This is a genomic window from Kribbella sp. NPDC026611 (genome assembly GCF_040638345.1).
Taxonomy (GTDB): domain Bacteria; phylum Actinomycetota; class Actinomycetes; order Propionibacteriales; family Kribbellaceae; genus Kribbella.
In genome coordinates this window covers 340,341-362,578 of sequence record NZ_JBEZYC010000003.1, presented here as the reverse complement: position 1 = coordinate 362,578, position 22,238 = coordinate 340,341, and the positions used below count along the sequence as shown (strand labels likewise).

Annotated in this window: 20 protein-coding genes, 1 other RNA gene and 1 pseudogene; 7 read left to right on the top strand and 15 right to left on the bottom strand. The window is 69.0% G+C overall.

The features are described 5' to 3' along the window. Positions 1-18: 18 nt before the first annotated feature. The gene (locus tag AB0E69_RS13635; protein WP_360143900.1) at positions 19-1,122 is read right to left on the bottom strand and encodes an aspartate-semialdehyde dehydrogenase; all 1,104 of its coding nucleotides are present in this window, start codon (positions 1,120-1,122) and stop codon (positions 19-21) included. After that, positions 1,119-2,387, bottom strand: a complete 1,269-nt coding sequence (locus AB0E69_RS13630; RefSeq protein WP_360143897.1) for an aspartate kinase — start codon at positions 2,385-2,387, stop codon at positions 1,119-1,121. Before AB0E69_RS13630 ends, AB0E69_RS13635 begins: the two co-directional genes overlap by 4 nt. A 157-nt stretch (positions 2,388-2,544) precedes the next feature. Here AB0E69_RS13630 and AB0E69_RS13625 point away from each other — a divergent pair, with 157 nt between their 5' ends. Both AB0E69_RS13625 and AB0E69_RS13620 read left to right on the top strand, forming a co-directional pair. Beyond that, positions 2,545-2,871: a metalloregulator ArsR/SmtB family transcription factor gene (locus AB0E69_RS13625; RefSeq protein WP_360143894.1), complete on the top strand. Its 327-nt coding sequence runs from the start codon at positions 2,545-2,547 to the stop codon at positions 2,869-2,871. A gap of 60 nt (positions 2,872-2,931) precedes the next feature. Further along, the gene (locus AB0E69_RS13620) at positions 2,932-3,516 is read left to right on the top strand and encodes a dihydrofolate reductase family protein (RefSeq protein ID WP_360143891.1); all 585 of its coding nucleotides are present in this window, start codon (positions 2,932-2,934) and stop codon (positions 3,514-3,516) included. Here AB0E69_RS13620 and AB0E69_RS13615 read toward each other — a convergent pair. Next, positions 3,405-4,610 (bottom strand): MFS transporter, encoded by a 1,206-nt coding sequence (locus AB0E69_RS13615; protein ID WP_360143889.1) that lies wholly within the window; start codon positions 4,608-4,610, stop codon positions 3,405-3,407. The genes AB0E69_RS13620 and AB0E69_RS13615 overlap by 112 nt on opposite strands. An 81-nt stretch (positions 4,611-4,691) precedes the next feature. On the opposite strand from AB0E69_RS13615, the gene dinB reads away from it, so the two are divergent. Continuing rightward, positions 4,692-5,897 carry a DNA polymerase IV gene (dinB, locus tag AB0E69_RS13610; RefSeq protein ID WP_360143886.1) on the top strand — a complete coding sequence of 402 codons (1,206 nt, stop codon included), beginning with the start codon at positions 4,692-4,694 and terminating at the stop codon, positions 5,895-5,897. Positions 5,898-5,913: 16 nt separating this feature from the next. Here the strand turns inward: dinB and AB0E69_RS13605 are convergent, their stop codons facing one another. From AB0E69_RS13605 to AB0E69_RS13575, 7 genes and pseudogenes are all read right to left on the bottom strand, one after another. After that, complete coding sequence (locus AB0E69_RS13605; protein WP_360143883.1) at positions 5,914-6,387, bottom strand: GNAT family N-acetyltransferase; 474 nt, start codon at positions 6,385-6,387, stop codon at positions 5,914-5,916. A 10-nt stretch (positions 6,388-6,397) separates the two neighbouring features. Further along, positions 6,398-7,810: a serine/threonine-protein kinase gene (locus AB0E69_RS13600; RefSeq protein ID WP_360143880.1), complete on the bottom strand. Its 1,413-nt coding sequence runs from the start codon at positions 7,808-7,810 to the stop codon at positions 6,398-6,400. Between the two features lie 21 nt (positions 7,811-7,831). Then, a complete protein-coding gene (locus AB0E69_RS13595; protein WP_360143877.1) occupies positions 7,832-8,488 on the bottom strand; it encodes a hypothetical protein in 657 nt (218 codons plus the stop codon). A 69-nt stretch (positions 8,489-8,557) separates the two neighbouring features. Next, positions 8,558-9,205 carry a DUF5063 domain-containing protein gene (locus tag AB0E69_RS13590; protein WP_360143874.1) on the bottom strand — a complete coding sequence of 216 codons (648 nt, stop codon included), beginning with the start codon at positions 9,203-9,205 and terminating at the stop codon, positions 8,558-8,560. After that, the gene (gene recR, locus AB0E69_RS13585; protein ID WP_360143871.1) at positions 9,198-9,797 is read right to left on the bottom strand and encodes a recombination mediator RecR; all 600 of its coding nucleotides are present in this window, start codon (positions 9,795-9,797) and stop codon (positions 9,198-9,200) included. Before recR ends, AB0E69_RS13590 begins: the two co-directional genes overlap by 8 nt. Before the next feature lies 1 nt (position 9,798). Further along, positions 9,799-10,308 carry a YbaB/EbfC family nucleoid-associated protein gene (locus AB0E69_RS13580; RefSeq protein ID WP_360143868.1) on the bottom strand — a complete coding sequence of 170 codons (510 nt, stop codon included), beginning with the start codon at positions 10,306-10,308 and terminating at the stop codon, positions 9,799-9,801. A 1,891-nt stretch (positions 10,309-12,199) separates the two neighbouring features. Further along, positions 12,200-14,278, bottom strand: a pseudogene (locus AB0E69_RS13575) (DNA polymerase III subunit gamma and tau); the annotation flags it as partial. A gap of 67 nt (positions 14,279-14,345) precedes the next feature. On the opposite strand from AB0E69_RS13575, the gene AB0E69_RS13570 reads away from it, so the two are divergent. After that, on the top strand, positions 14,346-15,161 hold the full coding sequence (locus tag AB0E69_RS13570; RefSeq protein ID WP_360143865.1) for a nucleotidyltransferase domain-containing protein: 816 nt from the start codon (positions 14,346-14,348) through the stop codon (positions 15,159-15,161). Positions 15,162-15,163: 2 nt separating this feature from the next. Here AB0E69_RS13570 and AB0E69_RS13565 read toward each other — a convergent pair whose 3' ends face one another. The 3 genes from AB0E69_RS13565 to AB0E69_RS13555 all read right to left on the bottom strand — a co-directional run bounded on the left by AB0E69_RS13565 (position 15,164) and on the right by AB0E69_RS13555 (position 19,293). Then, positions 15,164-16,255: a helix-turn-helix transcriptional regulator gene (locus AB0E69_RS13565; protein WP_360143862.1), complete on the bottom strand. Its 1,092-nt coding sequence runs from the start codon at positions 16,253-16,255 to the stop codon at positions 15,164-15,166. Positions 16,256-16,257: 2 nt separating this feature from the next. Continuing rightward, complete coding sequence (locus AB0E69_RS13560) at positions 16,258-16,740, bottom strand: hypothetical protein (protein ID WP_360143859.1); 483 nt, start codon at positions 16,738-16,740, stop codon at positions 16,258-16,260. Positions 16,741-17,670: 930 nt separating this feature from the next. Next, positions 17,671-19,293, bottom strand: a complete 1,623-nt coding sequence (locus AB0E69_RS13555; protein ID WP_360143856.1) for a long-chain fatty acid--CoA ligase — start codon at positions 19,291-19,293, stop codon at positions 17,671-17,673. Positions 19,294-19,458: 165 nt separating this feature from the next. On the opposite strand from AB0E69_RS13555, the gene AB0E69_RS13550 reads away from it, so the two are divergent. From AB0E69_RS13550 to AB0E69_RS13540, 3 genes are read left to right on the top strand one after another with little or no spacing between them, the layout of a single operon-like run. Continuing rightward, positions 19,459-19,938, top strand: a complete 480-nt coding sequence (locus tag AB0E69_RS13550) for a MarR family transcriptional regulator (protein WP_360143853.1) — start codon at positions 19,459-19,461, stop codon at positions 19,936-19,938. A 2-nt stretch (positions 19,939-19,940) separates the two neighbouring features. Continuing rightward, complete coding sequence (locus AB0E69_RS13545; RefSeq protein WP_360143850.1) at positions 19,941-20,339, top strand: SRPBCC family protein; 399 nt, start codon at positions 19,941-19,943, stop codon at positions 20,337-20,339. A gap of 33 nt (positions 20,340-20,372) precedes the next feature. Then, a complete protein-coding gene (locus AB0E69_RS13540; RefSeq protein WP_360143847.1) occupies positions 20,373-21,224 on the top strand; it encodes an alpha/beta hydrolase in 852 nt (283 codons plus the stop codon). On the opposite strand, the gene nadE is transcribed toward AB0E69_RS13540, so the two are convergent. Together nadE and ffs are read right to left on the bottom strand one after the other, a co-directional pair. Further along, the gene (gene nadE, locus AB0E69_RS13535) at positions 21,217-22,035 is read right to left on the bottom strand and encodes an ammonia-dependent NAD(+) synthetase (RefSeq protein ID WP_360143844.1); all 819 of its coding nucleotides are present in this window, start codon (positions 22,033-22,035) and stop codon (positions 21,217-21,219) included. The genes AB0E69_RS13540 and nadE overlap by 8 nt on opposite strands. Positions 22,036-22,098: 63 nt before the next feature. Beyond that, positions 22,099-22,195, bottom strand: an RNA gene (gene ffs, locus AB0E69_RS13530) — signal recognition particle sRNA small type. Between the last annotated feature and the right edge of the window lie 43 nt (positions 22,196-22,238).

The window sequence follows — 22,238 nt, the reverse complement described above, 5'->3', positions numbered from 1 at the left end:
TTGAATGGCCTCGCGGGCTCAGGCCTTGGCGACCGCGAATTCCTTGGCGACGACCTCGGCGATCTGGGCGGTGTTGAGGGCCGCACCCTTGCGCAGGTTGTCGCCACAGACGAAGAGCTCGAGCGCGTTCGGGTCGTCGAGCGACTTGCGGATCCGGCCGACCCAGGTCGGGTCGGTGCCGACGACGTCGGCCGGCGTCGGGAACTCGCCCTCCGCCGGGTTGTCGAAGAGCAGCACGCCCGGGGCATCCCGCAGTACCTCGCGAGCGCCGTCGGCGTCGACCTCCTGGACGAACCGTGCGTGCACCGACAACGAGTGCGTGGTGACGACCGGGACCCGCACACAGGTCGCGGAGACCTTCAGGTCGGGCAGGCCGAGGATCTTGCGCGACTCGTTGCGCACCTTGAGCTCCTCGGACGACCAGCCGCCGTCCTTGAGCGAGCCGGCCCACGGTACGACGTTCAGCGCCAGCGGGGCCGCGAACGGGCCGAGGTCGTTGCCGACGACCCGCCGTACATCGCCCGGCGAGCTGCCGAGCTCGCGGTTGCCGGAGACCTTGGCGAGCTGGTCGTACAGCGCGTCGATCCCGGCCTGCCCGGCGCCGGACGCGGCCTGGTACGACGCCACCACCAGCTGCTCGAGCTCGTACCGGTGGTGCAGCGCGCCCATCGCCACGATCATCGACAGCGTCGTGCAGTTCGGGTTGGAGATGATGCCCTTCGGTCGGTTCCGAGCCGCCTCGGCGTTCACTTCGGGCACCACCAGCGGCACGTCCGGGTCCATCCGGAACGCGCCGGAGTTGTCCACCACGACGGCACCCTTGGCGGCCGCGACCGGCGCCCAGTGCGCGGACACCTCGTCCGGTACGTCGAACATCGCGACGTCGATCCCGTCGAAGGCGGCCTCGCTGATCGCGACGACCTCGACCTCCTCGCCACGGACCTTGAGCTTCTTCCCCGCGGAGCGCTCGGAGGCGATCAGCCGGATCTCTCCCCAGACGTTCTCCCGGGTCGAGAGCAGGGTCAGCATCACCGACCCGACGGCACCGGTCGCACCGACCACCGCCAGGGAAGGGAGACCGGTCCGGTCGATCGTGTTCTCCACAGCGCTCACAGGGGTCACCGTCCAGTTCCTCCGTACACGACGGCCTGGGTGTGCTCGTCGTCCAGATCGAATGCGGTGTGCGCCGCGGTCACGGCAGCATCCACCAGGTTTTCGTCCACCACGACCGAGATCCGGATCTCGGACGTGGAGATCATCTCGATGTTCACGCCGGCGTCGGCCAGCGCGGAGAAGAACTTCGCGGAAACGCCCGGGTGCGAGCGCATCCCGACACCGACCACCGAGACCTTACCGATCTGGTCGTCGTACAGCAGCTGCTCGTAGCCGACCTCGTCCTTCATCCGGGCCAGCGCGGACATCGCGCGGGCGCCGTCGGCGCGGGGCAGCGTGAACGAAATGTCGGTGCGGTTGGTCGCCACCGCCGACACGTTCTGCACGATCATGTCGATGTTGGTCTCGGCACCGGCGACGGTCTCGAAGATCCGGGCCGCTTCACCCGGCTTGTCGGGTACGCCGACGACGGTGATCTTGGCCTCACCGCGATCGTGGGCCACACCGGAGATGATCGCCTGTTCCATTTGATCCAGTTCCTTCGCATCGACGACCCAGGTGCCTTCCTTCTGCGAGAAGGAGGAACGCACATGGACCCTGACGTTGTAGCGCCGCGCGTACTCGACGCAGCGCAGGTGCAGCACCTTCGCGCCGCAGGCGGCCATCTCGAGCATCTCCTCGTAGGAGATCTTCGGGACGTGCCGCGCGGCCGGCACGATCCGCGGGTCCGCGGTGAAGATGCCGTCCACGTCGGTGTAGATCTCGCAGTAGTCCGCGTCCATCGCGGCGGCCAGCGCGACCGCGGTGGTGTCGGAGGCGCCGCGGCCCATCGTGGTGATGTCCTTGGTGTCCTGGGCGACGCCCTGGAACCCGGCCACGATCGCGATGTGGCCCTCGGCCAGCGCCTCCTCGATCCGGCCCGGCGTGATGTCGATGATCCGCGCGTTGCCGTGCGCCGAGGTGGTGATCACGCCGGCCTGCGAGCCGGTGAAGCTGCGCGCCTCGTAGCCCAGGTTGGCGATCGCCATCGCCAGCAGCGCGGCGGAGATCCGCTCGCCCGAGGTGAGGAGCATGTCCAGCTCCCGCGGTGGCGGCAGCGGCGAGACCTGCTGGGCCAGGTCCATCAGTTCGTCGGTGGTGTCGCCCATGGCGGAGATGACCACCACCACGTCGTTCCCGGCCTTCTTGGTTGCGACGATCCGTTGGGCCACACGCTTGATGCCATCGGCGTCGGCGACCGAAGAACCGCCGTACTTGTGCACGACGCGTCCCACAGCTGTGTCTCCTCAAACCACTGGTTGCGGTACGCCGTGCGGCGTTGCACCAGGCGTAGTCTCGCGGGTCATTCTAGCCGTGACCTTCCCGTTGCCTACCGGCTGACCAGCACCTGGGCCACTTGTTCGTATAAGTCATCACTGAAATACTGGCTCCGTGCACGCGTTCGACATCCTCGGCGACCCGGTCCGGCGGCGGATCCTGGAGCTGCTCGCCGACGGCCGGCTGCCGGCCGGTTCGATCGCCTCGACGATCGGCGCGGAGTTCGGGATCAGCCAGCCGGCGGTGTCGCAGCACCTGCGCGTCCTGCGCGAGAACGGGTTCGCGACCGTGACCGTCGACGGCACCCGGCGGCTGTACGCCGTCGATCCCGGGCCGCTGCGCGAGATCGACACCTGGCTGGACCGGTACCGGAAGTTCTGGGTCAACCGGCTGGACGCGCTGGAGACCGAGCTCCGGCGCGGCCGAAGTGCGAACTCCTGAAACATTCGGTGCGGTTCGGGCATCTGGGTTGGTAGAGGATCACCCCCAGAGGAGCTGCGGATGCGCAACATCGTCGCCAGGCTGTGCATGTCGGAGGACGGCATCGTGGAGCGGCCGGAGCAGTGGCTGACCGACCCTCGCCAGGCTCTCGGCCAGGCGGTCCACGGGGCAAGCACGGTGTTGCTCGGCCGGCAGACGTTCGAGCGGTACGGCGGTGCGCTCGACCTCGCCGACGTACGGAAGCTGGTGATCGGGTCGCGGCCCGTCATCGCCCGTCCGGGCACGGAGATGCTGCAGGGCGACACGCGCCGGGTGCTGGGCGCGCTGAAGGACGTGCCGGGTGAGGACCTGCACGTGTTCGGCAGCTTGACGCTGGTCCGGTGGCTGCTGCGCTGGCGGCTGATCGACGAGATGTCGCTACTGATCCACCCGGTCGCGGCCGGCCGCGGCACCCTGCTGGACCGCCGCCCGCTCCGGCTGATCTCGATGTGCGCGCGAGAGGACGGCGTACTCGAAGCGAACTACCGCGTGCACTACGCGGCGACCTCTTCGACGGCGCTGATTTCGACCGGCCGGTGGGGTGGCACTCGGAGCAGGAAGACCGTAGCGAGCGCTGCCAGGGCAGTCGTGAGGACCCAGGCGTAGCGAACGCCGAAGGCCTCGACCAGAGCACCGGCAACGGCCGCACCGACTGCGGAGCCGACCATGCCACCGCTCTGCATCCAGCCGAAGATCTCGGCGTGTACGGACGTGGGCGTCAGGGCGCCGACGCGTTCGTAGAGGGCTGCGACCGTCGGTGCGATCAAGCAGCCGGCCGCGAACATGGCCACTGCCAGCGCGACCACCGAGCCGGTGACGAAGATGCAGACGGCGACCAGGACGGTGAACACCAGCATCCGCCGCCAGACGGCAGACGTACGGCGACCGGGCAGCGCGCCGCCGACGATGCCTCCGGTCACACTGCCAACGGCTGCGACCGTTTCCAATACGCCGGCGATGAGGCGGTTGCCGTGCTCGTCGGCAACGGCCACCATCCCAAGCGACAACGACGCGAAGCCCATGACGAGGCAGGCCCACGCGATGAGCATCGCCGTACGGTGCCGGTGCAGCAGGAGCTGCTTCGCGGTCGGTCGAGGGCCACTGGCTTCGTTGTGCGGGACTGGCGGTTGCTGGTTGACGCCGAACCACCAGACCGATGCGGCGGCTGCCACAGCGCACGCCAGCAGGCCGATCCGTGGGCTGGCGAAGCTGACCATCAGCGCACCGGCCAGGGGACCTACCAGGAAGAGCAGCTCCTGCGCGGTCGCGTCGAGCGAGTAGACGGCTCGCAACTGCCTGCCCTGGACGACTCGCGGCCAGTTGGCGCGCAGGGCCTGAGTGACCGGCGCGACGAACATGCCGGTGAGCGCTGCGGCTAGCGGCAGGACCCGAAACCAGCTGTTGGGGAGCAGCGCTGTTATTGCCATGCAGAGTCCCCAGGCCATACCGGTGCCGATGACTACGTTGCGCGCGCCACGGCGGTCCGCCATGCGGGACCAGACCACGCTCGCTACCGCCGTACCGATCGAGTAGCCACCGGCGACCACGCCGGCCCAGCCGAAGTTGCCGGCCGCGTCCTTCGCGAGGAACGAGAGCGGGACCATCGTGGCCAGCACCGGCAGCCTGGCGACAAGAGCCGAGGCGAGCAGCGCCACCACGCCGCGGGTCTTCCAGAGCTCGCGGTACGACGTCAGGTCCATAGCCTGCATTCTGTCCTGACATATCGGCTCACCGCGTCGGGAATTCTCCCTATCTGCATTGTCGGTGGGATATGCGAACATATGTTCGTGTCGGTCCCGGCGGGTGGTGCGAACATCCTGCATGCCGATCTGGACGCGTTCTACGCGTCGGTCGAGCAGCGGGACGACCCACGCCTGCGCGGGCGGCCGGTGATCGTCGGCGCGGGGGTGGTGCTCGCCTGCAGCTACGAGGCGAAGGCGTACGGCGTGCGGACGGCGATGAACGGGCGGCAGGCGCTCCAGCGGTGCCCGGGGGCGATCGTGGTGGATCCGCGAATGTCGGCGTACTCCGAGGCGAGCAAGGCGGTGTTCAAGGTGTTCGAGGACACCACGCCGCTGGTCGAGGGGCTGTCGATCGACGAGGCCTTTCTCGATGTCGGTGGGCTGCGGAAGATCCGCGGGACGCCGGTGGAGATCGCGCGCCGGCTCCGGGCCGAGGTGATGTCGCGGGTCGGGCTGCCGATCACGGTCGGGGTGGCGCGGACGAAGTTCCTGGCCAAGGTGGCGAGCGGAGTCGCGAAGCCGAACGGTCTGCTCGAGGTCTTGCCCGAGGGGGAGCTCGACTTCCTGCATCCGTTGGATGTCTCGCGATTGTGGGGCGTCGGCGACGTGACCGCGGAGAAGCTGCGGAGCCGCGGGCTGACCAAGGTCGGCGACGTGGCTCAGTTGCCGGAGGCCGCGCTGATCGCGATACTTGGGCGGGCGTCCGGGCGGCATCTGCATGCGCTGGCGCACAACCGCGACCCGCGGCCGATCGAGGTCGGCCGGCGTCGGCGGTCGATCGGGTCGCAGCGGGCGCTGGGCCGGTCGCCGAAGTCACCGGCGACGCTGGACGCCGTGCTGGCCGGGCTGGTGGACCGCGTGAGTCGGCGGATGCGGTCGGCGGGGCGGTCGGGGCGGACCGTGACGTTGCGGCTGCGGTTCGACGACTTCAGCCGGGCGACCCGGTCACACACGTTGCCTCAGGCAACTGACCAGACGCGGGCGATTCTGGTGACCGCACGCGCCTTGCTCCGAACCGCCCAGCCGCTCATCACGACCCAGGGCCTCACGATGATCGGCATCTCCGTCGGCAACTTGGAGAACGAGGCTGCCTTGCAATTGGCATTGCCGTTCGACAAAGCCGCGAACAACGAGCTCGACTCGGCGCTGGACCAGGTGAAGGACAAGTTCGGCACCAACGCAATCACCCGTGGTGTCCTGCTGGGCAAAGACCAGGGCTGGACGATGCCGATGCTGCCGGACTGAGCTCTGCTGCGGCCAATTAGAGCAAGAGTTCCAGGGTGAGTTCGTCGTGCAGCGGGATGCCGTACGCGCCGGTCTCGGGGATGGTGGGCTTCAGCGTGCGCGAGTGATCCACCGCCCCGGGGCTGACCGCAACGATGCGCATCCCGCGACGCTGGTAGAAGCGGAGGGCGTCCAGGTTGTCGTTGGTGGTGATGAGCCACAACCGCCGGCAGCCTGCTGCACGCGCCAGGTCCGCCGCAGCTGACAGCAGTTCACTGCCGACGCCGAGCTGCGGGATCGGCGCGTCGAGCGTGACGACCTCCAACTCGTCACCTTCGATGGTGTACGTGAGGAGGCCGACGATCCGGCCGTCCTCCTCGGCAACCAGCGCCGGCAGAGCGGTCGCGTCGTACGCCGTCCCGTGCGCGACGGCGATGTGTCCGCCCCACGCCTCGGTGAGGATTGCGCTGATCGCCGTACTGTCCGCGGCGGTGGCTGGTCGGACGTTCATGGACGGGACGTTAGTACGAGTTGTCGTGGAGGTACCCGGCGTACCAGTTGAGGGCGGCGCGGAGCTCGTCGACCTGACGAACGCGGCTGTTGCCTGTGGCGCCATGGCCGATCGGGTAGAGCCGGCGTCCACCGTGATGGCTGCGGCGCGATACCGGCAGGGCGGACTGGTACTGCGGAGTCAGCCAGGCGATCAGCCACGGTCTCCTGGCCGTTCCGCCGACTCTCAGTCGCGTGACGCCTGCCCAGGGGATGGTGGCGGAGCGGTAGCCGCGTTCGACTGTCACGCCGTCGGGTGACAGGTGCAGGACGACCTTGCGCCGGCAGACGAGGATCCAGTAGCGGATCGCGACGTACAGGAAGTAGAGCGCGATCAGGGCGGAGAGGCCGGACCAGACCGGGTGCAAGGCCTTGAGGTCCGGGTCGCGCGGGACGAAGCCGAAGGACAGGAAACTCGCGAGGACGGCGATGACGACCGGCCGGGCTCTACTGGTCCTGAACGCGGCACCAGTCGGTCCAGCAGGCTGCGGCAGGTGGAGCGTGTGGAGGGTTTGCGGCGGATGGACGATCGGGTCAGGTGGCGGGAGGAGCTTGGTCGGCGCGGGCATCGGTGGCGGCATGAAGGCTGTGTTTGCACCTTGACCGAGCAGGCGAAGTACGTCGGCGGGCGTCGGGCGCTGAGCCGGGTCGCGCGCCAGACACCGGCGTACGACGTCGTCGAGCGGACCGGGCAACAGCGGGATCTCGGGTCGCTCAATCCTGTGCAGGAGCGACACCGGCGGACCGGAGGCGAACGGACCACGACCGGACGCGGCGAACACCAACACCGCACCAAGCGCGAACACATCGCTGGGTGGCCCGAGCGGCGCGCCGGTGATCTGCTCGGGCGACAGGTAGCCCGGCGTACCGATCACCAAGCCGGTTGCCGTCAGGCTCGAGTCCTCCAGCGCGCGGGCGATGCCGAAGTCGATGACGCGCGGCCCGTTGTCGGTCAGCACGATGTTGGACGGCTTGAGATCGCGATGGATCAGACCGCTCGCGTGAATCGCCATCAACGCCTCGGACAACCCCGCCGCCAACGCCTGCACCGCAGCCGGCGCCAACGGACCAGACTGCTCAACCGCCTTCTGCAGCGTCGGTCCAGGCAGGTACTCCGTCGCCAGCCACGGCCGCGCCGCATCCGGATCGGCATCAACAACCGCGGCGGTAAACGCCCCGCTCACCTTCCGCGCCGCAGCGATCTCCCGAGCGAACCGTGCGCGGAACGCGTCGTCTCCGGCCAGTTCGTCGCGCACCACCTTCACCGCGACCAACCGTCCACCCGGTGACCGCGCCAGGTAGACCGCACCCATCGCGCCACGACCGAGCCGGCCCTGGATCGCGAACGACCCGACCATCACCGGATCCTGCGGGTGCGTTGTCATCGGGCGTCACGCTAACGCGGTTCAGGACCGCGGGTAACCGATCTCGGCGATCCCTTCGGCGAGATCGGCCAGCCGGCGCCGCGGGTTCAGCGAGGTGACGACGTACTCCGTCAACGGCATCAATGCGTACACGTGCCGGATCGGCTCGAGGTCGAGCGCGACCTCGTAGTAGTCCTCGGCGAACGTCAGGTACGCCTCCGGCCGGCCGTCGGCGACGAGCTCGAACAGCCAGTCCGCACCGTCTTCGCCATCGCCTTCGACCGGACCACACTGCCAGGCGGTGTCACCGGTCGTCCGCCAGAAGCACACCGTCGCCCGCGGCGCCCCGAGCGGATCCCAGAACGCCTTGTCGTCGCGCGCTCCGTGGAACACCTCCGGCACGCGGTCCAGGAGGCCAGGCCACGGCTTCATGTCATTCCCGTACGGCGACATCGGCGACTCGTGGTCGAACCCGTACGCGAACACGCCGTCCGGCGAGAACACCATCGAGTACTCGTTTCCCGACCCGTCCCGCATCAGCGCGGCCTCTTCGGTGTCCGACCATCGCCCGTCGAACGAGAAGTACCGCAGCTGGTCCTCGTTGTCGTCGAGCACGAGATCGAGCACCGCCAGCGCCCGACTGACCCGCAACACGACGGCGGGATCAGGCATCCGCCGAAGCACCTCACGAACTGGCATCCAGCCATTCAACCGGCCGCCCGGGGCACCGTAGGTGTTGGGGACCCCGCGTGAGCAAGTTGTGGATAACTACCGGCGCTGCTGGACCGCTTCCTCGGCGACCTCGACGAGCTCGCGATCGGTGGCCTCGGTCTCGGCGTCGTGGGCCGGCTCGAGGCGATCGTGCGCGATCAGCGACTGGATGGCCCGCAGTACGGCGCTCGCTGCGGCACCCCACGTGGAGACGTAGGAGAACTGCCACCACCACAGCGCCTCGAGGACCCGGCCGTCCTCGTAGTGCGCGAGGCCGTGCACGAGGTCGGTCGCGATCGCGGTGAGGTCGTCGGAGAGCCGGTTGACGGTGATCTCCGGCGGAGCGGCGTACGGGTCGAAGACCTCGGCGTACTCGTCCAGGCCCTCGAACAGCACCGCCAGCCGGTCCCGCATCGCGTCGAGGTCCGGGTCCGGCCCGGCGTCGCTCTCGAACCGCTCCTCCGGGACGAAGTCCTCGAACGCCCCGAGCCGGCCGCCGGCCAGCAGCAGCTGACTGACCTCGAGCAGCAGGTACGGCAGCGAGGCGAGGCCCTCGTCGACCCCGTCCTCGTCCGGCTGCGCGGCGATGTCGCGCACCGAGATCAGGAAGCTCCGGACCTGGTCGGCGATCTGCTCGGCGAACTCGGTCAGGTCCTCGTTGTCGGTGGCCAAAGCCCGTTCCGCAATATCTGTTGGTTCAGTCATCGATCGATCGTCGCCCTTCAAACGCCCGTCCGAGAGTGACCTCGTCGGCGTACTCGAGGTCACCGCCTACTGGAAGTCCACTAGCCAAACGGGTGACGCGCAACCCCATGGGCCGCAGCAGGCGGCTCAGGTAGGTGGCCGTCGCCTCACCCTCCAGGTTCGGGTCGGTGGCCAGGATGATCTCCATCACTTCGCCGCTGGCCAGCCGTTGCATCAGTTCCTTGATCCGGAGCTCGTCCGGCCCGATCCCCTCGATCGGCGAGATCGCCCCGCCGAGCACGTGGTACCGGCCGCGGAACTCGCGGGTGCGCTCGATCGCGACCACGTCCTTGGCCTCTTCGACCACACAGATCAGGCTCAGGTCCCGGCGCGGGTCGCGGCAGATCCGGCACTGCGGCTCCTCCGCGACGTTGCCGCAGATCTCGCAGAACTTGACCTTCTCCTTGACCTGCACGAGCACGTGCGCAAGCCGCCGTACGTCGGTCTCGTCGGCCGCGAGCAGGTGGAACGCGATCCGCTGCGCGGACTTCGGCCCCACTCCGGGCAACCGCCCCAGCTCGTCGATGAGATCCTGAACGGCACCCTCGTACACGTCAGCCCGGGTTCTGACCGGCGTCGCCGGCCCCGCTCCCGGGGTTCACAAACCCGACGTTGCCGCTGGTCCCGCTGGTGCCGCTGGTGCCGCTGGTCCCGCTCGTCCCGCTGGTGCCCTGGCCCGGCTCGTCACCGGACTCCACGGCCGGTGGCGCACTGGGCAGGCCGAAGCCGGTGGGGGCACCACCAAAGCCAGAGCCGCCACCGTCGCCACCGAACGCACCACCAAGCCCGCCGGCGAGCGGACCCATCGCCGCAGCCGCGGCCTGCTTCGCGTTCTCCGAGGCGTCCCGGACCGCGGCGACCACCAGGTCAGCCAGCGTCTCCGTGTCGTCCGGGTCGACCGCTTCCTTCTTGATGTCGAGGCTGAGCAGCTCGCCCGTGCCGGACACCAGCGCCGTCACCAGACCGCCGCCCGCCGACCCCTCGATCTCCTGGGCCTCCAGGTCGGCTTGCGCCTCCATCAACTGACTCTGCATCGCCTGCGCCTGCGCGAGCAGATTGGACATGTCGAAGCCCCCAGCACCGCCACCGTCGAACACTGCGATCTCCCGTCCAACCCGCTCTCTCGAGCCGCCTAAAGCCGGAGCCTCAACCCTAGCCGGTCCCCCCGACAACCCCACCCCCACCCAGAAACCGACCTGTCTCCCCAAATTATCCACACCCCTGTGGACAACCCAACCCACACCCCTGTGAATCCTGTGGATCCCACCCACCCCCATCCCCACCCCCTGTGCAAAAACAACCCCACACCAACGGGATGCAGGGCCTGCCTGAGTCTCACCAAGGTGCCACCTGGCCCGCGCCGAGACGCCGCCTGAGGTCTCACACAGGCGGCGCGCGGGCCGCGCCGCGGCGCAGTCTGGAGTCCCACCGAGGTACGCGCGGGTGCCGCCGGAGGTCTCACCAAGGCGAGCCCCGGGCCGCGCCGAGGCGCGGCCCGGGGCTGTCTGAGGTGTTGCCGAGGTGCTATGTGGGTGGTGCCGAGGTTGCGCCGAGACGCTGCCTGGGTTCTTGCCGAGGTGGTCCTTGAGTCTCGCCAAGGTGCTGTGGGTCTTGCCGAGGTGCCGTGCGGCTGCCACCGGGGTGCCGCCTGGGGTTCTTGCCGAGGTGCCGCGCGGGTGCGGCCGGGGGTCAGTTGGGTTCTTCGGTGATGATCTGAGCGCCGAGGGTCTCCATCAGCAGATCGGTGTGCGACCGCGAGTCCTCCTCCAGCAGCACGTCATCCTCACCGATCGAATCAGCTTCTTCCTCCGGCGTCAGCGGCTTCTCCGCCGGCACCTGAGCCGCCTCGGCCCGCCGAGCCTGCTCAGCCGCAACCGCAGCCTCCGCCGCCCGCCGCTTACTAGCCGCCTGCTCCCGCCGATCCACCCCACCCTGAGCCGGCGCCTGACCCGGCCCCTGACCTGGAGCCGGAGCCTGCTGACGCCCCGACTCCCAAGGATCCACATCAGGCGGCACGTCGTACTCCGACTCCGGCGGCTCCTCCACAACCACCGCCGCCCCACCCGCAGCCGCCCTCAAACCACCCCGCCGACCACCCGCGCCGGCCGAGCCGCCCGGACCACGCGAACCGTCCGCGCCACCCGCACCACCCGGACCGCCCACGCCACGCGAACCAGCCAATCCATCCGCGGCACCCGAACCAGCCGCAGCAGAGCCACTCGAGCCACCCGCCCCGGAGCTGGCCGCACCTGCTGAGCCACCCGACCCACCGTCGCCGATTCCGCCCACTCCACCACCCTGGTTCGCCGGATCTCCGACCCCAGCAGAAGTCACCGAACCCCCAGGACCACCAGGTCCACCCGCACCGGGGCCACCCGGCCCACCCGCACCAGAGCCACCCAGCCCACCGGCACCAGTCCCGCCCAGTCCACCCGGGTTCGCCGGATCCCCGACCTCGGCGGAAGCCGCCGAACCCCCAGGACCACCCGGACCACCAGCACCCGAGCCACCAGCGCCAGTCCCGCCAAGTCCACCACCCGGGTTCGCTGCATCCGCAACCCCAGCAGAAGCCGCCGAACCACCAGCGCCACCGACACCCGGCGCACGGTCGGCAACTGCGCCCCCGGCCCCGCCGGCTCCAGACCTACCGCCAGCAGGTCCGCCTGCCGAGCCCGCACCGCCTCCCGGCGTCCCGTCCGGAGACCCGGGTCCACCGAACTGCCCGCCACCAGCCTGAGGTGCAGGCGGTCCCGGCCGGTGAGCCGGAGATCCTCCGGCCCCCGGATCCGTCGACGGATCCACCACCGCCTCGACCCGCCGGTTCACACCAATGGTGTCGATCATCGCCTGCCGCAAAATCTCGTCACTACCGGACCGCGCAAAACTCTCCCGAGCTCCAGCGTTCACCAGCCCAAGCGTCAGCGTCTGGTCGTCGATCGCGATCACCTGAGCGTTCTGGCTCAGCATGATCCAAGCAAACCGCCGCTTGCTCTTCACAGCCTCCAAAACCTCAGGCCACAACCGCCGAATATCAGCCAGCCCGACCGACCCACCACTTGGCGCCCCCGCAGCCGCACCAGACGGCACACCAGACGGCACACCAGCACCGCCACCAGCCCGCACATTGCCGGCCTGAGCACCTGGGGCGTCCGCACCAGGTGGCACACCGCCGCCACCCGACCCACCGGCCTGAGCATCGACGCCACCTGCAGCGCCTCCAGCACCGGCCGACGCACCACCGGCATCACCCGCCGCCGGCTCGTCACCCCAAGCACCCGTACGCCCAGCACTCACGCCACCCGCGCCAGACACCGACCCGCCTGCCGCGGCACCAGCCGCAGCACCAGTCGCCCGCTCCCGCCCGGCAGCAGACCCATCGGCCGCCCCAGACCCCGCAGCAGCGCCAGATCTGCTGGCTGTCCCAGACCCGCCAGCCACGCCGTCCCGTCCGACCCCGACCCCGGTCCCGCCGGAACCGTCGCCCTGCGCAGACCCACCCGCCGCTTGACCCGGCTCACCAGCAGACCCACCAGGCGCCTGCGCAGAGCCAGACTCACCAGCCCCATGCGCGGAAGCAGATCCACCACGCGCGTCAGCGGAACCACCAGCTACCTGCTCGCCGCCCGCTGCACCACCAGAACCACCTGCACGACCACCAGCGTCCGCCGTACCCGCAGCACCGCCCGAACCACCCGCATGACTGCCGGCGTCCGCGACACCCGCGCCAGCCCCACCCGGCGGCTCACCGCCTCCAGCGAGCGACGCAGTACCACCACCACTGGAGGCAGCAGCGCGAGCCGCAGCTCGGCTGGAGCCGGCATCCGGTGCAGCTGCGGGAGCGACCTCCGCAGTACCAACCTGCCCGCCAATCGTCAGCCGGCGCTCCATGCGGTCCAGGCGCGCCTGGATGCCGTTGGTGGAGTCGTCGGCGCCGGGGAGCAGCACCTTCGCGCAGATCAGCTCGAGCTGCAGCCGTGGAGCCGTCGCACCACGCATCTCCAACAGCCCGGCCGCCACGATGTCTGCAGCCCGAGTGAGCTCAGCCGACCCGATACCAGCCGCCTGCGTCTGCAGCCGCTCGCCCTGGTCCTCAGCGGCCTCGATCAGCCCGGACGCAACCGCGTTAGGCACCGCAGACAGCACCACCAGATCCCGCAACCGCCGCAGCAGATCCTCCGCGAACCGCTTCGGGTCCTGCCCGGTCTCGATGACCTTCTCAACCGTCTCGAACACCGCAGCGCTGTCATGCGCCGCGAACCCGTCCACACAGGCATCCAGCAGCGAGTCCGGCGTGAACCCGAGCAGCGCAACCGCCAGCTCGTACGTCACCCCATCCGGCCCCGCCCCACCGATCAGCTGGTCCAACACACTCAGCGAGTCACGCACCGAACCAGCGCCGGCCCGCACCACCAGCGGCAGCGCGGCCGACTCGATCGACACGCCCTCGGCCTGGCAGAGCTTCGCCATGTAGTCGCCCAGCACCTTCGGCGGCACCAGGCGGAACGGGTAGTGGTGCGTCCGGGACCGGATCGTCCCGATCACCTTGTCCGGCTCGGTGGTGGCGAAGATGAACTTGAGGTGCGGCGGCGGCTCCTCGACCAGCTTCAGCAGGGCGTTGAAGCCCTGCGTGGTCACCATGTGCGCCTCGTCGATGATGTAGATCTTGTATCGGCTCTCGACCGGCGCGAAGAACGCCCGCTCGCGCAGGTCCCGGGCGTCGTCCACACCACCGTGCGACGCCGCGTCGATCTCGATCACGTCGATGCTGCCCGGCCCGCCGCGGGCCAGGTCGGTGCACGACTTGCACACCCCGCACGGCTCGGCGATCGGGCCCTTCTCACAGTTGATCGCGCGGGCCAGGATGCGCGCGCTGGTCGTCTTGCCGCACCCCCGCGGTCCCGAGAACAGGTACGCGTGATTGACCCGGTTGTTGCTCAGCGCGTTTCGCAGCGGAGCGGTGACATGGTCCTGCCCGATCACCTCCGCGAAGGTCTCCGGGCGGTACCGGCGATACAAGGCAAGGGGTGCTTCCACGCCGCCACCCTAGCGCTGCCCCCAGACATTTCCCGTCCCTGGCCGAGCGACGGCTTAGAGTGCTCGGGTGTCGGCCGAGGACGAACGGCAGCAACGCGTGATCGCACGAGCCCGCGACCTGCTGCCCACGGACGAGCGGGTACTCGCGGTCTACCTGATCGGCAGCTACGGGACCGGCCAGGCGGACCGGTTCAGCGACGTCGACGTACATCTGGTGGTGACGGACGACAGCGCGGACTGGTTCACGGCGCACTGGGACGACGTACTGCGAAAGCTCACCGGCCCGACCGTCCTCGCCGACGCGGTCCCCGGCCTGATCGGCGGACTCGGGATCACCGCCGACTGGCTGCACGTGGACCTGATCGCGCACCCACTCGCATCCTTCGACCGCTTCCAGTACGACGGCGTACGGGTGCTCTTCGACCGCGACGGCACGCTCTTCCCCGACGGCGACATCCCGCCCGCGGGCGGCCGGTCTGGCGAACCGTACTGGCCCACTCGGACGGTCAACCTCTTCTACTACTTCATCGGCAACCTGGTCACGGTCCTCGGTCGAGACGAACGCATCGTCGCCAACCAAGGCGTCGGCGCGGTCCGCGACCAGCTGATCGACCTGATGCTCGCCGAACGCGGAGTACGCCGCACCAGCGGAGCCAAACGCCTCAACGCTCTCCTTTCCCCCGAACAACGCACCACCCTCGAAGCAATCCCGCCAGTCGACGCCACCCCGGCCACGATCATCGCCGCCAACCGCTACATCTCCCACCAGTTCCTCACCCGAGCCACCACCCTCGCCAAACTCACGAACACCCCGTGGCCAACCCCCTTCGTCGAGGCGACCCTCACTCACCTGCAGACCCACTTCAGCACCGACTTCCGCTGAGTTCAGTCCACCTTCGACGCGGTCTCGACGGAGAGCTTGGGCAGGAAGATGATCCGGGCGTTGGAGACCTTCAGCTTTCGGGCCATGTCGTACGTCAGGGTCAGCTTGCGAGCCGCGGCACCCAGCGCTTCGGGACCGTCCTTCGATGCACGCGTTGACCTCACTGCGAGCTCCCGCTTCCGCATCGCCACGTCGAGCGCCGACGGCGCCTCCGATCCACGGACTGCGGCGCCGACCGTGGCCGGGCCCTCCAGCTCACCACCGTCGGGATTACCCAGCGCGCGGGCCAGCTCCTCGATCCGGTCGCGGGCCCGGCTCAGCTCGACGCCGGTATCGGCCCGGTGTCTGCCCGCCGGCCGCTGCGCGAACGTCGGCCGCTCCTCGGTGTTCCACGTGCTGAGGGCGCTGTCGTTCTCGATGCGTTGTTCGCTGGCGTCGACCAGTGCTCTGGAGATCTGCCAGGTCTCCAGAGCATCGGCAGTGGTGTCCTCGAGGTCCCGGAGGCTCGCGAGCAGGGCGCCCGCCGTACTGCGATCGCCGGCCTCGCGGGCGAGCCGGTCGCGGACCTGGCGAAGCTCCGTCTGCTCCCGCTGAGTGGCTCCGAGCACGCCGGCGAAGTGGTAGAGCCGAGCGACGCTGGGCAACCGGGCTCCGGTGAACCATTCGCCCAGCGTGCTCTTCCCGATGCCGGTCTTGGTCTGGAGCTCTCGCAACGTGTGCCGCTGGTGCCGGTTGCTGAAGTCCCGGAGGTGTTCGCCGAACCCCGCTGCGGTGGTGATGTGCCGCAACGATCCGCCGATCCTGCGGTTCAGGTTGCTCGCCTCGGTCTTGGCCGCGGCGATCCACAGCTGCTCCCAGAGCTTCAGGTTCTGCGGGCCGGTCACCCCGCAGGCAGCTAGGTAGGCGCGGGCGACCAGCCAGCTCGGGAGCTGGTCACCCTTGGCGGCACGCACCAGGTGCGCATGGCTGTACGGCGTACGGTCGGCCAGCTCGCGGTACGTGAGGCCGGACCGTCTCCGGGCCTGCCGAAGCCGGTAAGCGAACTCCGCGACCGGACCGACCGACGGGTCGATCTCGCGTTCCCTGCGGGGCATGGTCAGACCTTCTCCGGCGTCGTGGCGGGTGGTTCGGTGGCCGAACCGTCGAACTGCTCGCCGGGCTGGGCCGCCGCGGCGATCTGCGGCCGAAGTCCCCCGAGGACCTCGGCTACGGCTCCGGACTCGTACCCGGGACTAGGCCCGGGCCTGCGTCCGGCGCCCGGTTCGAGTCCGGCGCTGGACTCGCGCTCGCGTCCTGCTCCGGTCCCATCGGGTACGGCGTCGGGCTCGGGTGCCTTGGGCGTGACCACGCCGGCCAGCGCCAGCACGCGGGCGCCGATGCGGTCGGCGAGGATGACGACGCCGGTGATGAAGGTCCCGCCGACCAGGACCCCGGCGCCGGCGTTCAGGACGAAGACCGCGAACGCCAGCACGACCACGAAGCCGGAGCCCCAGATCGCGATCCGCGCCGCCGCGCCGGTCTGCTTCGCCGGACGTGGACCCGACCGGCCACGCTGGGGGATTTTGGGTACGTCGAACAACCGAGTGCTCCTTTCGAGGAGGCGATCGACCACCAGAGGTGTGACTGGTCCCTCCCCGGGAGGGCGAGAGCCGGACCAGTTGCGAATGGACTTCAGCAGGAGCTGCGCAGGCACCGCGGTTGGAGTCCGGCTGGTACCTCTGCGCGCACCTTCTACTGGCGGCCGAGCCTACTTCTGCACGCTGCGCTCAGCGCAAGCCGAGTTGGCACCGGATCGGACAAGCGATTGGTCCAACCGACGAAAAGCCGGGTCCTCTGCTCCAACAGAAGACCCGGCGGGTCCCTCGGCGGCTGCCATTCGCGGTGGTCGATCGCCTCGGGAGTTTTCGAAGGGCTCAGCGGGGACCCCACCCCGCGAGCGACGGTGTTTAGTTGACATCGTCCCCGCCTGAGCGGTCAAAGTCCTGGGTCACGCTGTCCGGTAGACCCGTCCGCGCACCCCGGACGGAGTCGGACACGATCGCCGCCAAAACCCCCGGTCAGGCCGAGGATCGACGACCACCCGAGGTACCAACGCCCGCACCAAACCGAGGATGCCCTTAGCACCAAACTTACGCGGAACGATCGGCGAGGGATCCCGCTCGCCGGTTCGGACCGGCACTCTCGTTGTCATACCGTTATGTCTGCCTACGGTTCCGTACCGTAGCGGGCGGTTTCTGTTGCCTCAGGCAACTAAGTCTCTTGACGTCGTGACTCTCCGTTGGTGAACCCTACGTACCAACGGAGACGCTGGTCGGGCCAGCGCGTTAAGACTCTGGAAAGCCCGCCGATCGGGCCGTAACTCGAACCGCCACGCCTGGTAGCAGATCGCGATTTCGGCTAGGTCCGCATCAGGTCCGAGCCGGGTCCTCGCCGGTAGCTCCCACCAGTCGATAGTTGCCACCGGCATGCAGTTCGCGGGCCAACAGCAACCAATCTCCGGTCATGCGACTTACTCCAGGTGGTAGTTGGCGAAGCGCGTGCGCAGGTCCTTCTTAGAGAACTTCCCTACCGAAGTCTTCGGAACCTCGTCGATGAACTCGACCGCATCGGGAAGCCACCACTTCGCGACCAAGGGAGTGAGGTACTCGAGGATCTCTTCGCCAGTCGCGGTGGAGCCCTCTTGGAGGACGATGCAGGCGAGGGGACGCTCGTCCCACTTCGGATGCGGAACGCCGATCACCGCGGCTTCTTTCACCGCCGGGTGCGCCATCAGCAGGTTCTCCAGCTCGACCGAGCTGATCCACTCGCCGCCGGACTTCACCAGGTCCTTCGTGCGGTCGACGATCCGGACCGAGCCGTACTGGTCGATCGCCGCCACGTCTCCCGTCTTCATCCAGCCGTCTTCGGTGTTCAGCTGGACCCCGGCATCCGGACGGTAGTACTCCGCCGCGATCCACGGCCCGCGGACCTGGAGCTCGCCGGTCGCCTCGTCGTCCCACGGCAGCGGCGTGATCGACCCCGGCTCGACGATCCGAACCTCGACCCCAGGCAGCGGCAGCCCGGCCCGCGCCCGCAAATGCGCTTGCTCCTCCTCGGGAAGATCCTTGTTTCGCTCCGGAACGTGCGCCGCGGTCGCCACCGGGCTCGTCTCCGTCATCCCCCACGCCTGCAGAATCGGCCGCCCAAGCTTCGCCCGGAACGCCTCCGAGAGCGCCAGCGGTACGGCGGATCCGCCACACGGGATTCGTCGCAGCTTCGGCAGCTCCACCCCCTCCAGCAACGGCAGCAACCCCTGCCAGATCGTCGGTACGCCGGCCGACAGCGTGACCTCCTGCTCCTGCAAGAGCTTGAGAATCCCCTGCGGCGTCATGTCCGGCCCCGGGAACACCAGCGACGCACCAGCCATCGGCGCCGCGTGCGCGAGACCCCACGCGTTCGCATGGAACATCGGGACCACCGGCATCACGGTGTCCGTCTCGTCCAGCCCGATCCCCGCGTTGGTCAACACGCCGATCGAGTGCAGCCACGTAGACCGATGGGAGTAGACGACCCCCTTCGGATTCCCCGTCGTACCGCTCGTGTAGCACATTGCAGCGGCCTGGTTCTCGTTCTCGACGTGGAAGTCGACGGGCTCCGCCGCGGCCAACAGCTCCTCGTAGTCGAGGAACCGCGGGTCGTCCGGAAGCTCCGCCGGCGTCCCGGGTGGCAGGTCGTCCATCACCACGACGTGGCGCAGCAGCGGCAATCGGTCGAGCAGTGGCAGGAAGAGCTTCAGCAGCGACTTGTCGACGAAGACGACCTCGTCCTCGGCGTGGTTCGCGATGTACACGATCTGGTCGGGGAAGAGTCTGATGTTGAGCGTGTGCAGGACCCGGCCGGTGCAGGGAGCGGCGAAGTACAGCTCGAGGTGGCGCCCGGAGTTCCACGCGAAGGTGGCGACGCGGCCGTCCGTACTGATCCCGAGCGTGTCCAGGACCCCGCCCAGGCGTCTGGTGCGCTCGGCCCACTCGCCGTACGTCAGCTTCATCGGCGCCGGACCGCCGGTGTAGACGGTCTTGTCCGGGTAGAACTGCTCGGCGCGGCGGAAGATCGTGTCCAGGGACAGCTGGTAGTTCTGCATCAGACCCTTCATGCACACACTGTGCCAGCCGCGATGTCCCCTTGACCATGACCTTGACCGGACTTTTCCGGCACTCTTCCGGAACCCGGGCGCCCAGGGCAACAGCCGATCGGCAGCAACCACAAACCTCCGGCGCAGGTAGATGACATGACATACGTGTCGTGTAATATGTCGGTCATGAAGGACGTCGAAGAGCTGCGGTACCTCGTGCTGGCGATCCAGCGCGAGGGCAGTCGCCTGCTCGCCGCCGAGCTGCGCCCGCTCGGCGTTACGCCTTCCCAGGCAGAGGTTCTGCGGGTCCTGCGCGACCACGGACCGCTAACTCTCAACGCCCTCGGCGGCCTGCTCGTCTGCGAGACCGGCAACAGCCCGAGCCGTCTCGTCGACCGCCTGGTCGCCCAGGGACTGGTGAAGCGCGGAGTCGACAAGGTCGACCGGCGCTACCTCGCGCTCAGCCTGACCACACAGGGCCGAGCGCTGCACCGCCGCATCGTCACCGCGGAGAACAGGGTGCACCGCACCCTGCACGGTCTCGTCGACGCCGAGGCACTGGGCGAGACCGTCAGCACGCTGCGCACCATCGCCGACGCATTTCCCTCCGGGGCAGCACTGGCCCGCCGGCGGGACCCCGAGTACGCCCACGCCCAGGAGAGGTAGTCATGGAACAGGCCACCGAAACCATCAACGCCGGTCCCGCGGCAATCCGACAGGTCCTACTGGACGCCCACGCGCTCCCAGAGTGGAACGAGGCGTTCCAGGCCATCGACGGACCGCACACCGCCGACCTGGGCTCGCAGTACGCGCTGCGCGTCCGCCCAGGCTTCGCCGGCGAGCTGCACTACACCGTGGTCGAGCCCGACCGGATCCAGATCATCTGGCAGGTGCCCGGGTTCCGCGAGGTCGGCACGTGGACCATCTCTCCGGACAGCCAGGTCACGCACACGTTCGAGCAGTCCGGTCCGCTGGCGACCGTCCTGCGCCCGGCGTACCGCAACATCGCCACCATCCGCCTGGCCCGCCTCGCCAACCGCCTGCGCCAGCTAGCCCACGCAGCCTGAGCGCTGGACCTGCACGGTCGTAGTCTCCGGGCCATGCGCATGGAGATCCGTGGCACCGGCTTGTACGTCGACCAGCGCGGCCCGGAGGACGCACCGGCCTTGCTGTTCATCCACGGCGGCCCGGGCGCCGGGTCGTACGACTTCATGGCGTTCCAGGGCGACCAGCTGGCCCGCAGGTTCCGGCTGATCGGTGTCGACCAGCGTGGGGTCCAGCGGTCCGATCCGCTGACCGGTCCGGTCGACGAAACCGACCTGGTCGCCGACTACGAGGCAGTGCGCGAGGCGCTCGGCATCACGAGCTGGTCCATCCTCGGCCACTCGTACGGCGGCCGCATCGCGCTGCGGTACGCCGTCTCCCACCCGGACACCGTGACCAAGGTGGTCTTCGAGAACCCCGCCTGGGACATGGTGCTCGCCACCGACACCCTGCTCGCGGCCGCACTGCCGCTGCTGCCTGGGGTAGAGGTTCCAGAGCACTCCGGTCCGGCGACGAAGGCCATGTGGGACGAGCGGATCGCCGTCCTCGGGCAGCTGGGTGAGCGCCGCACGGACATCTACCTCGGCCCCAACTCGCGAGGCCTCCAGCTCCCTGCCGACACGGAGATCGCTGACGAGTTCCACGCCCGGTCCGGTCAGTTCAGTGAGCAGATCACCCGGAGCCCGCAGTTCGGTGACCTGGTGCTGCCACTGCTCGCCCAGCTCACGCAGCCGGCGCTGCTGATCAAGGGCGAGTACGACCCGGCCACCAGCCAGGATGAGATCGCCCGGTTCCAGTCCGACGTACCGGACGGCACCTACTACTACGCGACCGGAGCTGGTCATTTCGTACATGCCGAGCAGCCAGACCGCTACACCGAGCTGGTCACCGGCTTCCTGCTCAGCTGAAGGCCAGCGGTACTGCGCGCTTGTGAGCGGTCCGGTGGTGCGTGGCGATGATCGTGGCCGCCACCTTGTCGTCCACGTCGTGGCCCTCGAGGAACGCGTCGATCTCGTCGTATGTCACGCCCAGCACGGCCTCGTCGGGTACGCCGGGGTTGTTGGTCTCCAGGTCCGCCGTCGGGATCTTGCCGGTGATCTCGTCGGCCGCACCGAGCCGGGAGCCGATCGCACGCACCCTGCGCTTCGAGAGACCGGACAGCGGGGTGAGGTCGCACGCACCGTCGCCGTACTTGGTGTAGAAACCCATCACGGCCTCGGCCGCGTGGTCCGTGCCGACGACCAGACCGCCACGCGCGCCGGCGACGATGTACTGCGCGATCATCCGCTGGCGGGCCTTCACGTTGCCCACGTGGAAGTCCTCGCGGTCACCGAGCCCAGCGTGCCGCACTGACTCGACCATGGCGTCGGTAGCCGGCTTGATGTCGACCACCAGCGTCTCGTCCGGCTTGATGAACTCCAGCGAGCGCTGCGCGTCCGCCTCGTCGGCCTGCACGCCGTACGGCAGCCGCATCGCGATGAACGTGGCCTGACCGCCCTCGGAGCGCACCCGCTCCACCGCGAGCTGACAGAGCCGTCCGGCCGTCGCAGAGTCGACGCCGCCGCTGATGCCCAGCACGTACGACGTCGCCGCGGTCCGCCGGAGGATGCCGGCCAGGAACTCGACCCGCTGCTCGACCTCCGCGTCCACGTCGAACGACGTGGGCACACCGAGCTCGGCAATGATCAGTTCCTGCAGGTAGCGGCTCTCGAGGTTCATCGGGCTCCCTCCCGGCGGTGGTCACAGCTGCACCAGCCTAGGCGGTGGGCGGAAGGGCCCGGACATGAGGATTCCCCGCGCACCCGGAAGAGCTCACTTACCCTTGCTGCCTTCCGGCCCTGGGGGGTTTGGGCGAGATACCGCCACGCGGGGAACCAGCCATGAGTGTACGGGATCGGCGTACCTCGACCGAAATCCACCTT

Coding starts and splice junctions, on each gene's coding strand:
- AB0E69_RS13620 (WP_360143891.1), top strand. CDS start 2,932: ATGCGCAACATCGTCGCCAGGCTGTGCATGTCGGAGGACGGCATCGTG.
- AB0E69_RS13615 (WP_360143889.1), bottom strand. CDS start 4,610: ATGGACCTGACGTCGTACCGCGAGCTCTGGAAGACCCGCGGCGTGGTG.
- dinB (WP_360143886.1), top strand. CDS start 4,692: ATGTTCGTGTCGGTCCCGGCGGGTGGTGCGAACATCCTGCATGCCGAT.
- AB0E69_RS13605 (WP_360143883.1), bottom strand. CDS start 6,387: ATGAACGTCCGACCAGCCACCGCCGCGGACAGTACGGCGATCAGCGCA.
- AB0E69_RS13600 (WP_360143880.1), bottom strand. CDS start 7,810: ATGACAACGCACCCGCAGGATCCGGTGATGGTCGGGTCGTTCGCGATC.
- AB0E69_RS13595 (WP_360143877.1), bottom strand. CDS start 8,488: ATGCCAGTTCGTGAGGTGCTTCGGCGGATGCCTGATCCCGCCGTCGTG.
- AB0E69_RS13590 (WP_360143874.1), bottom strand. CDS start 9,205: ATGACTGAACCAACAGATATTGCGGAACGGGCTTTGGCCACCGACAAC.
- AB0E69_RS13580 (WP_360143868.1), bottom strand. CDS start 10,308: ATGTCCAATCTGCTCGCGCAGGCGCAGGCGATGCAGAGTCAGTTGATG.
- AB0E69_RS13565 (WP_360143862.1), bottom strand. CDS start 16,255: ATGCCCCGCAGGGAACGCGAGATCGACCCGTCGGTCGGTCCGGTCGCG.
- AB0E69_RS13555 (WP_360143856.1), bottom strand. CDS start 19,293: ATGAAGGGTCTGATGCAGAACTACCAGCTGTCCCTGGACACGATCTTC.
- AB0E69_RS13550 (WP_360143853.1), top strand. CDS start 19,459: ATGAAGGACGTCGAAGAGCTGCGGTACCTCGTGCTGGCGATCCAGCGC.
- AB0E69_RS13545 (WP_360143850.1), top strand. CDS start 19,941: ATGGAACAGGCCACCGAAACCATCAACGCCGGTCCCGCGGCAATCCGA.
- AB0E69_RS13540 (WP_360143847.1), top strand. CDS start 20,373: ATGCGCATGGAGATCCGTGGCACCGGCTTGTACGTCGACCAGCGCGGC.
- nadE (WP_360143844.1), bottom strand. CDS start 22,035: ATGAACCTCGAGAGCCGCTACCTGCAGGAACTGATCATTGCCGAGCTC.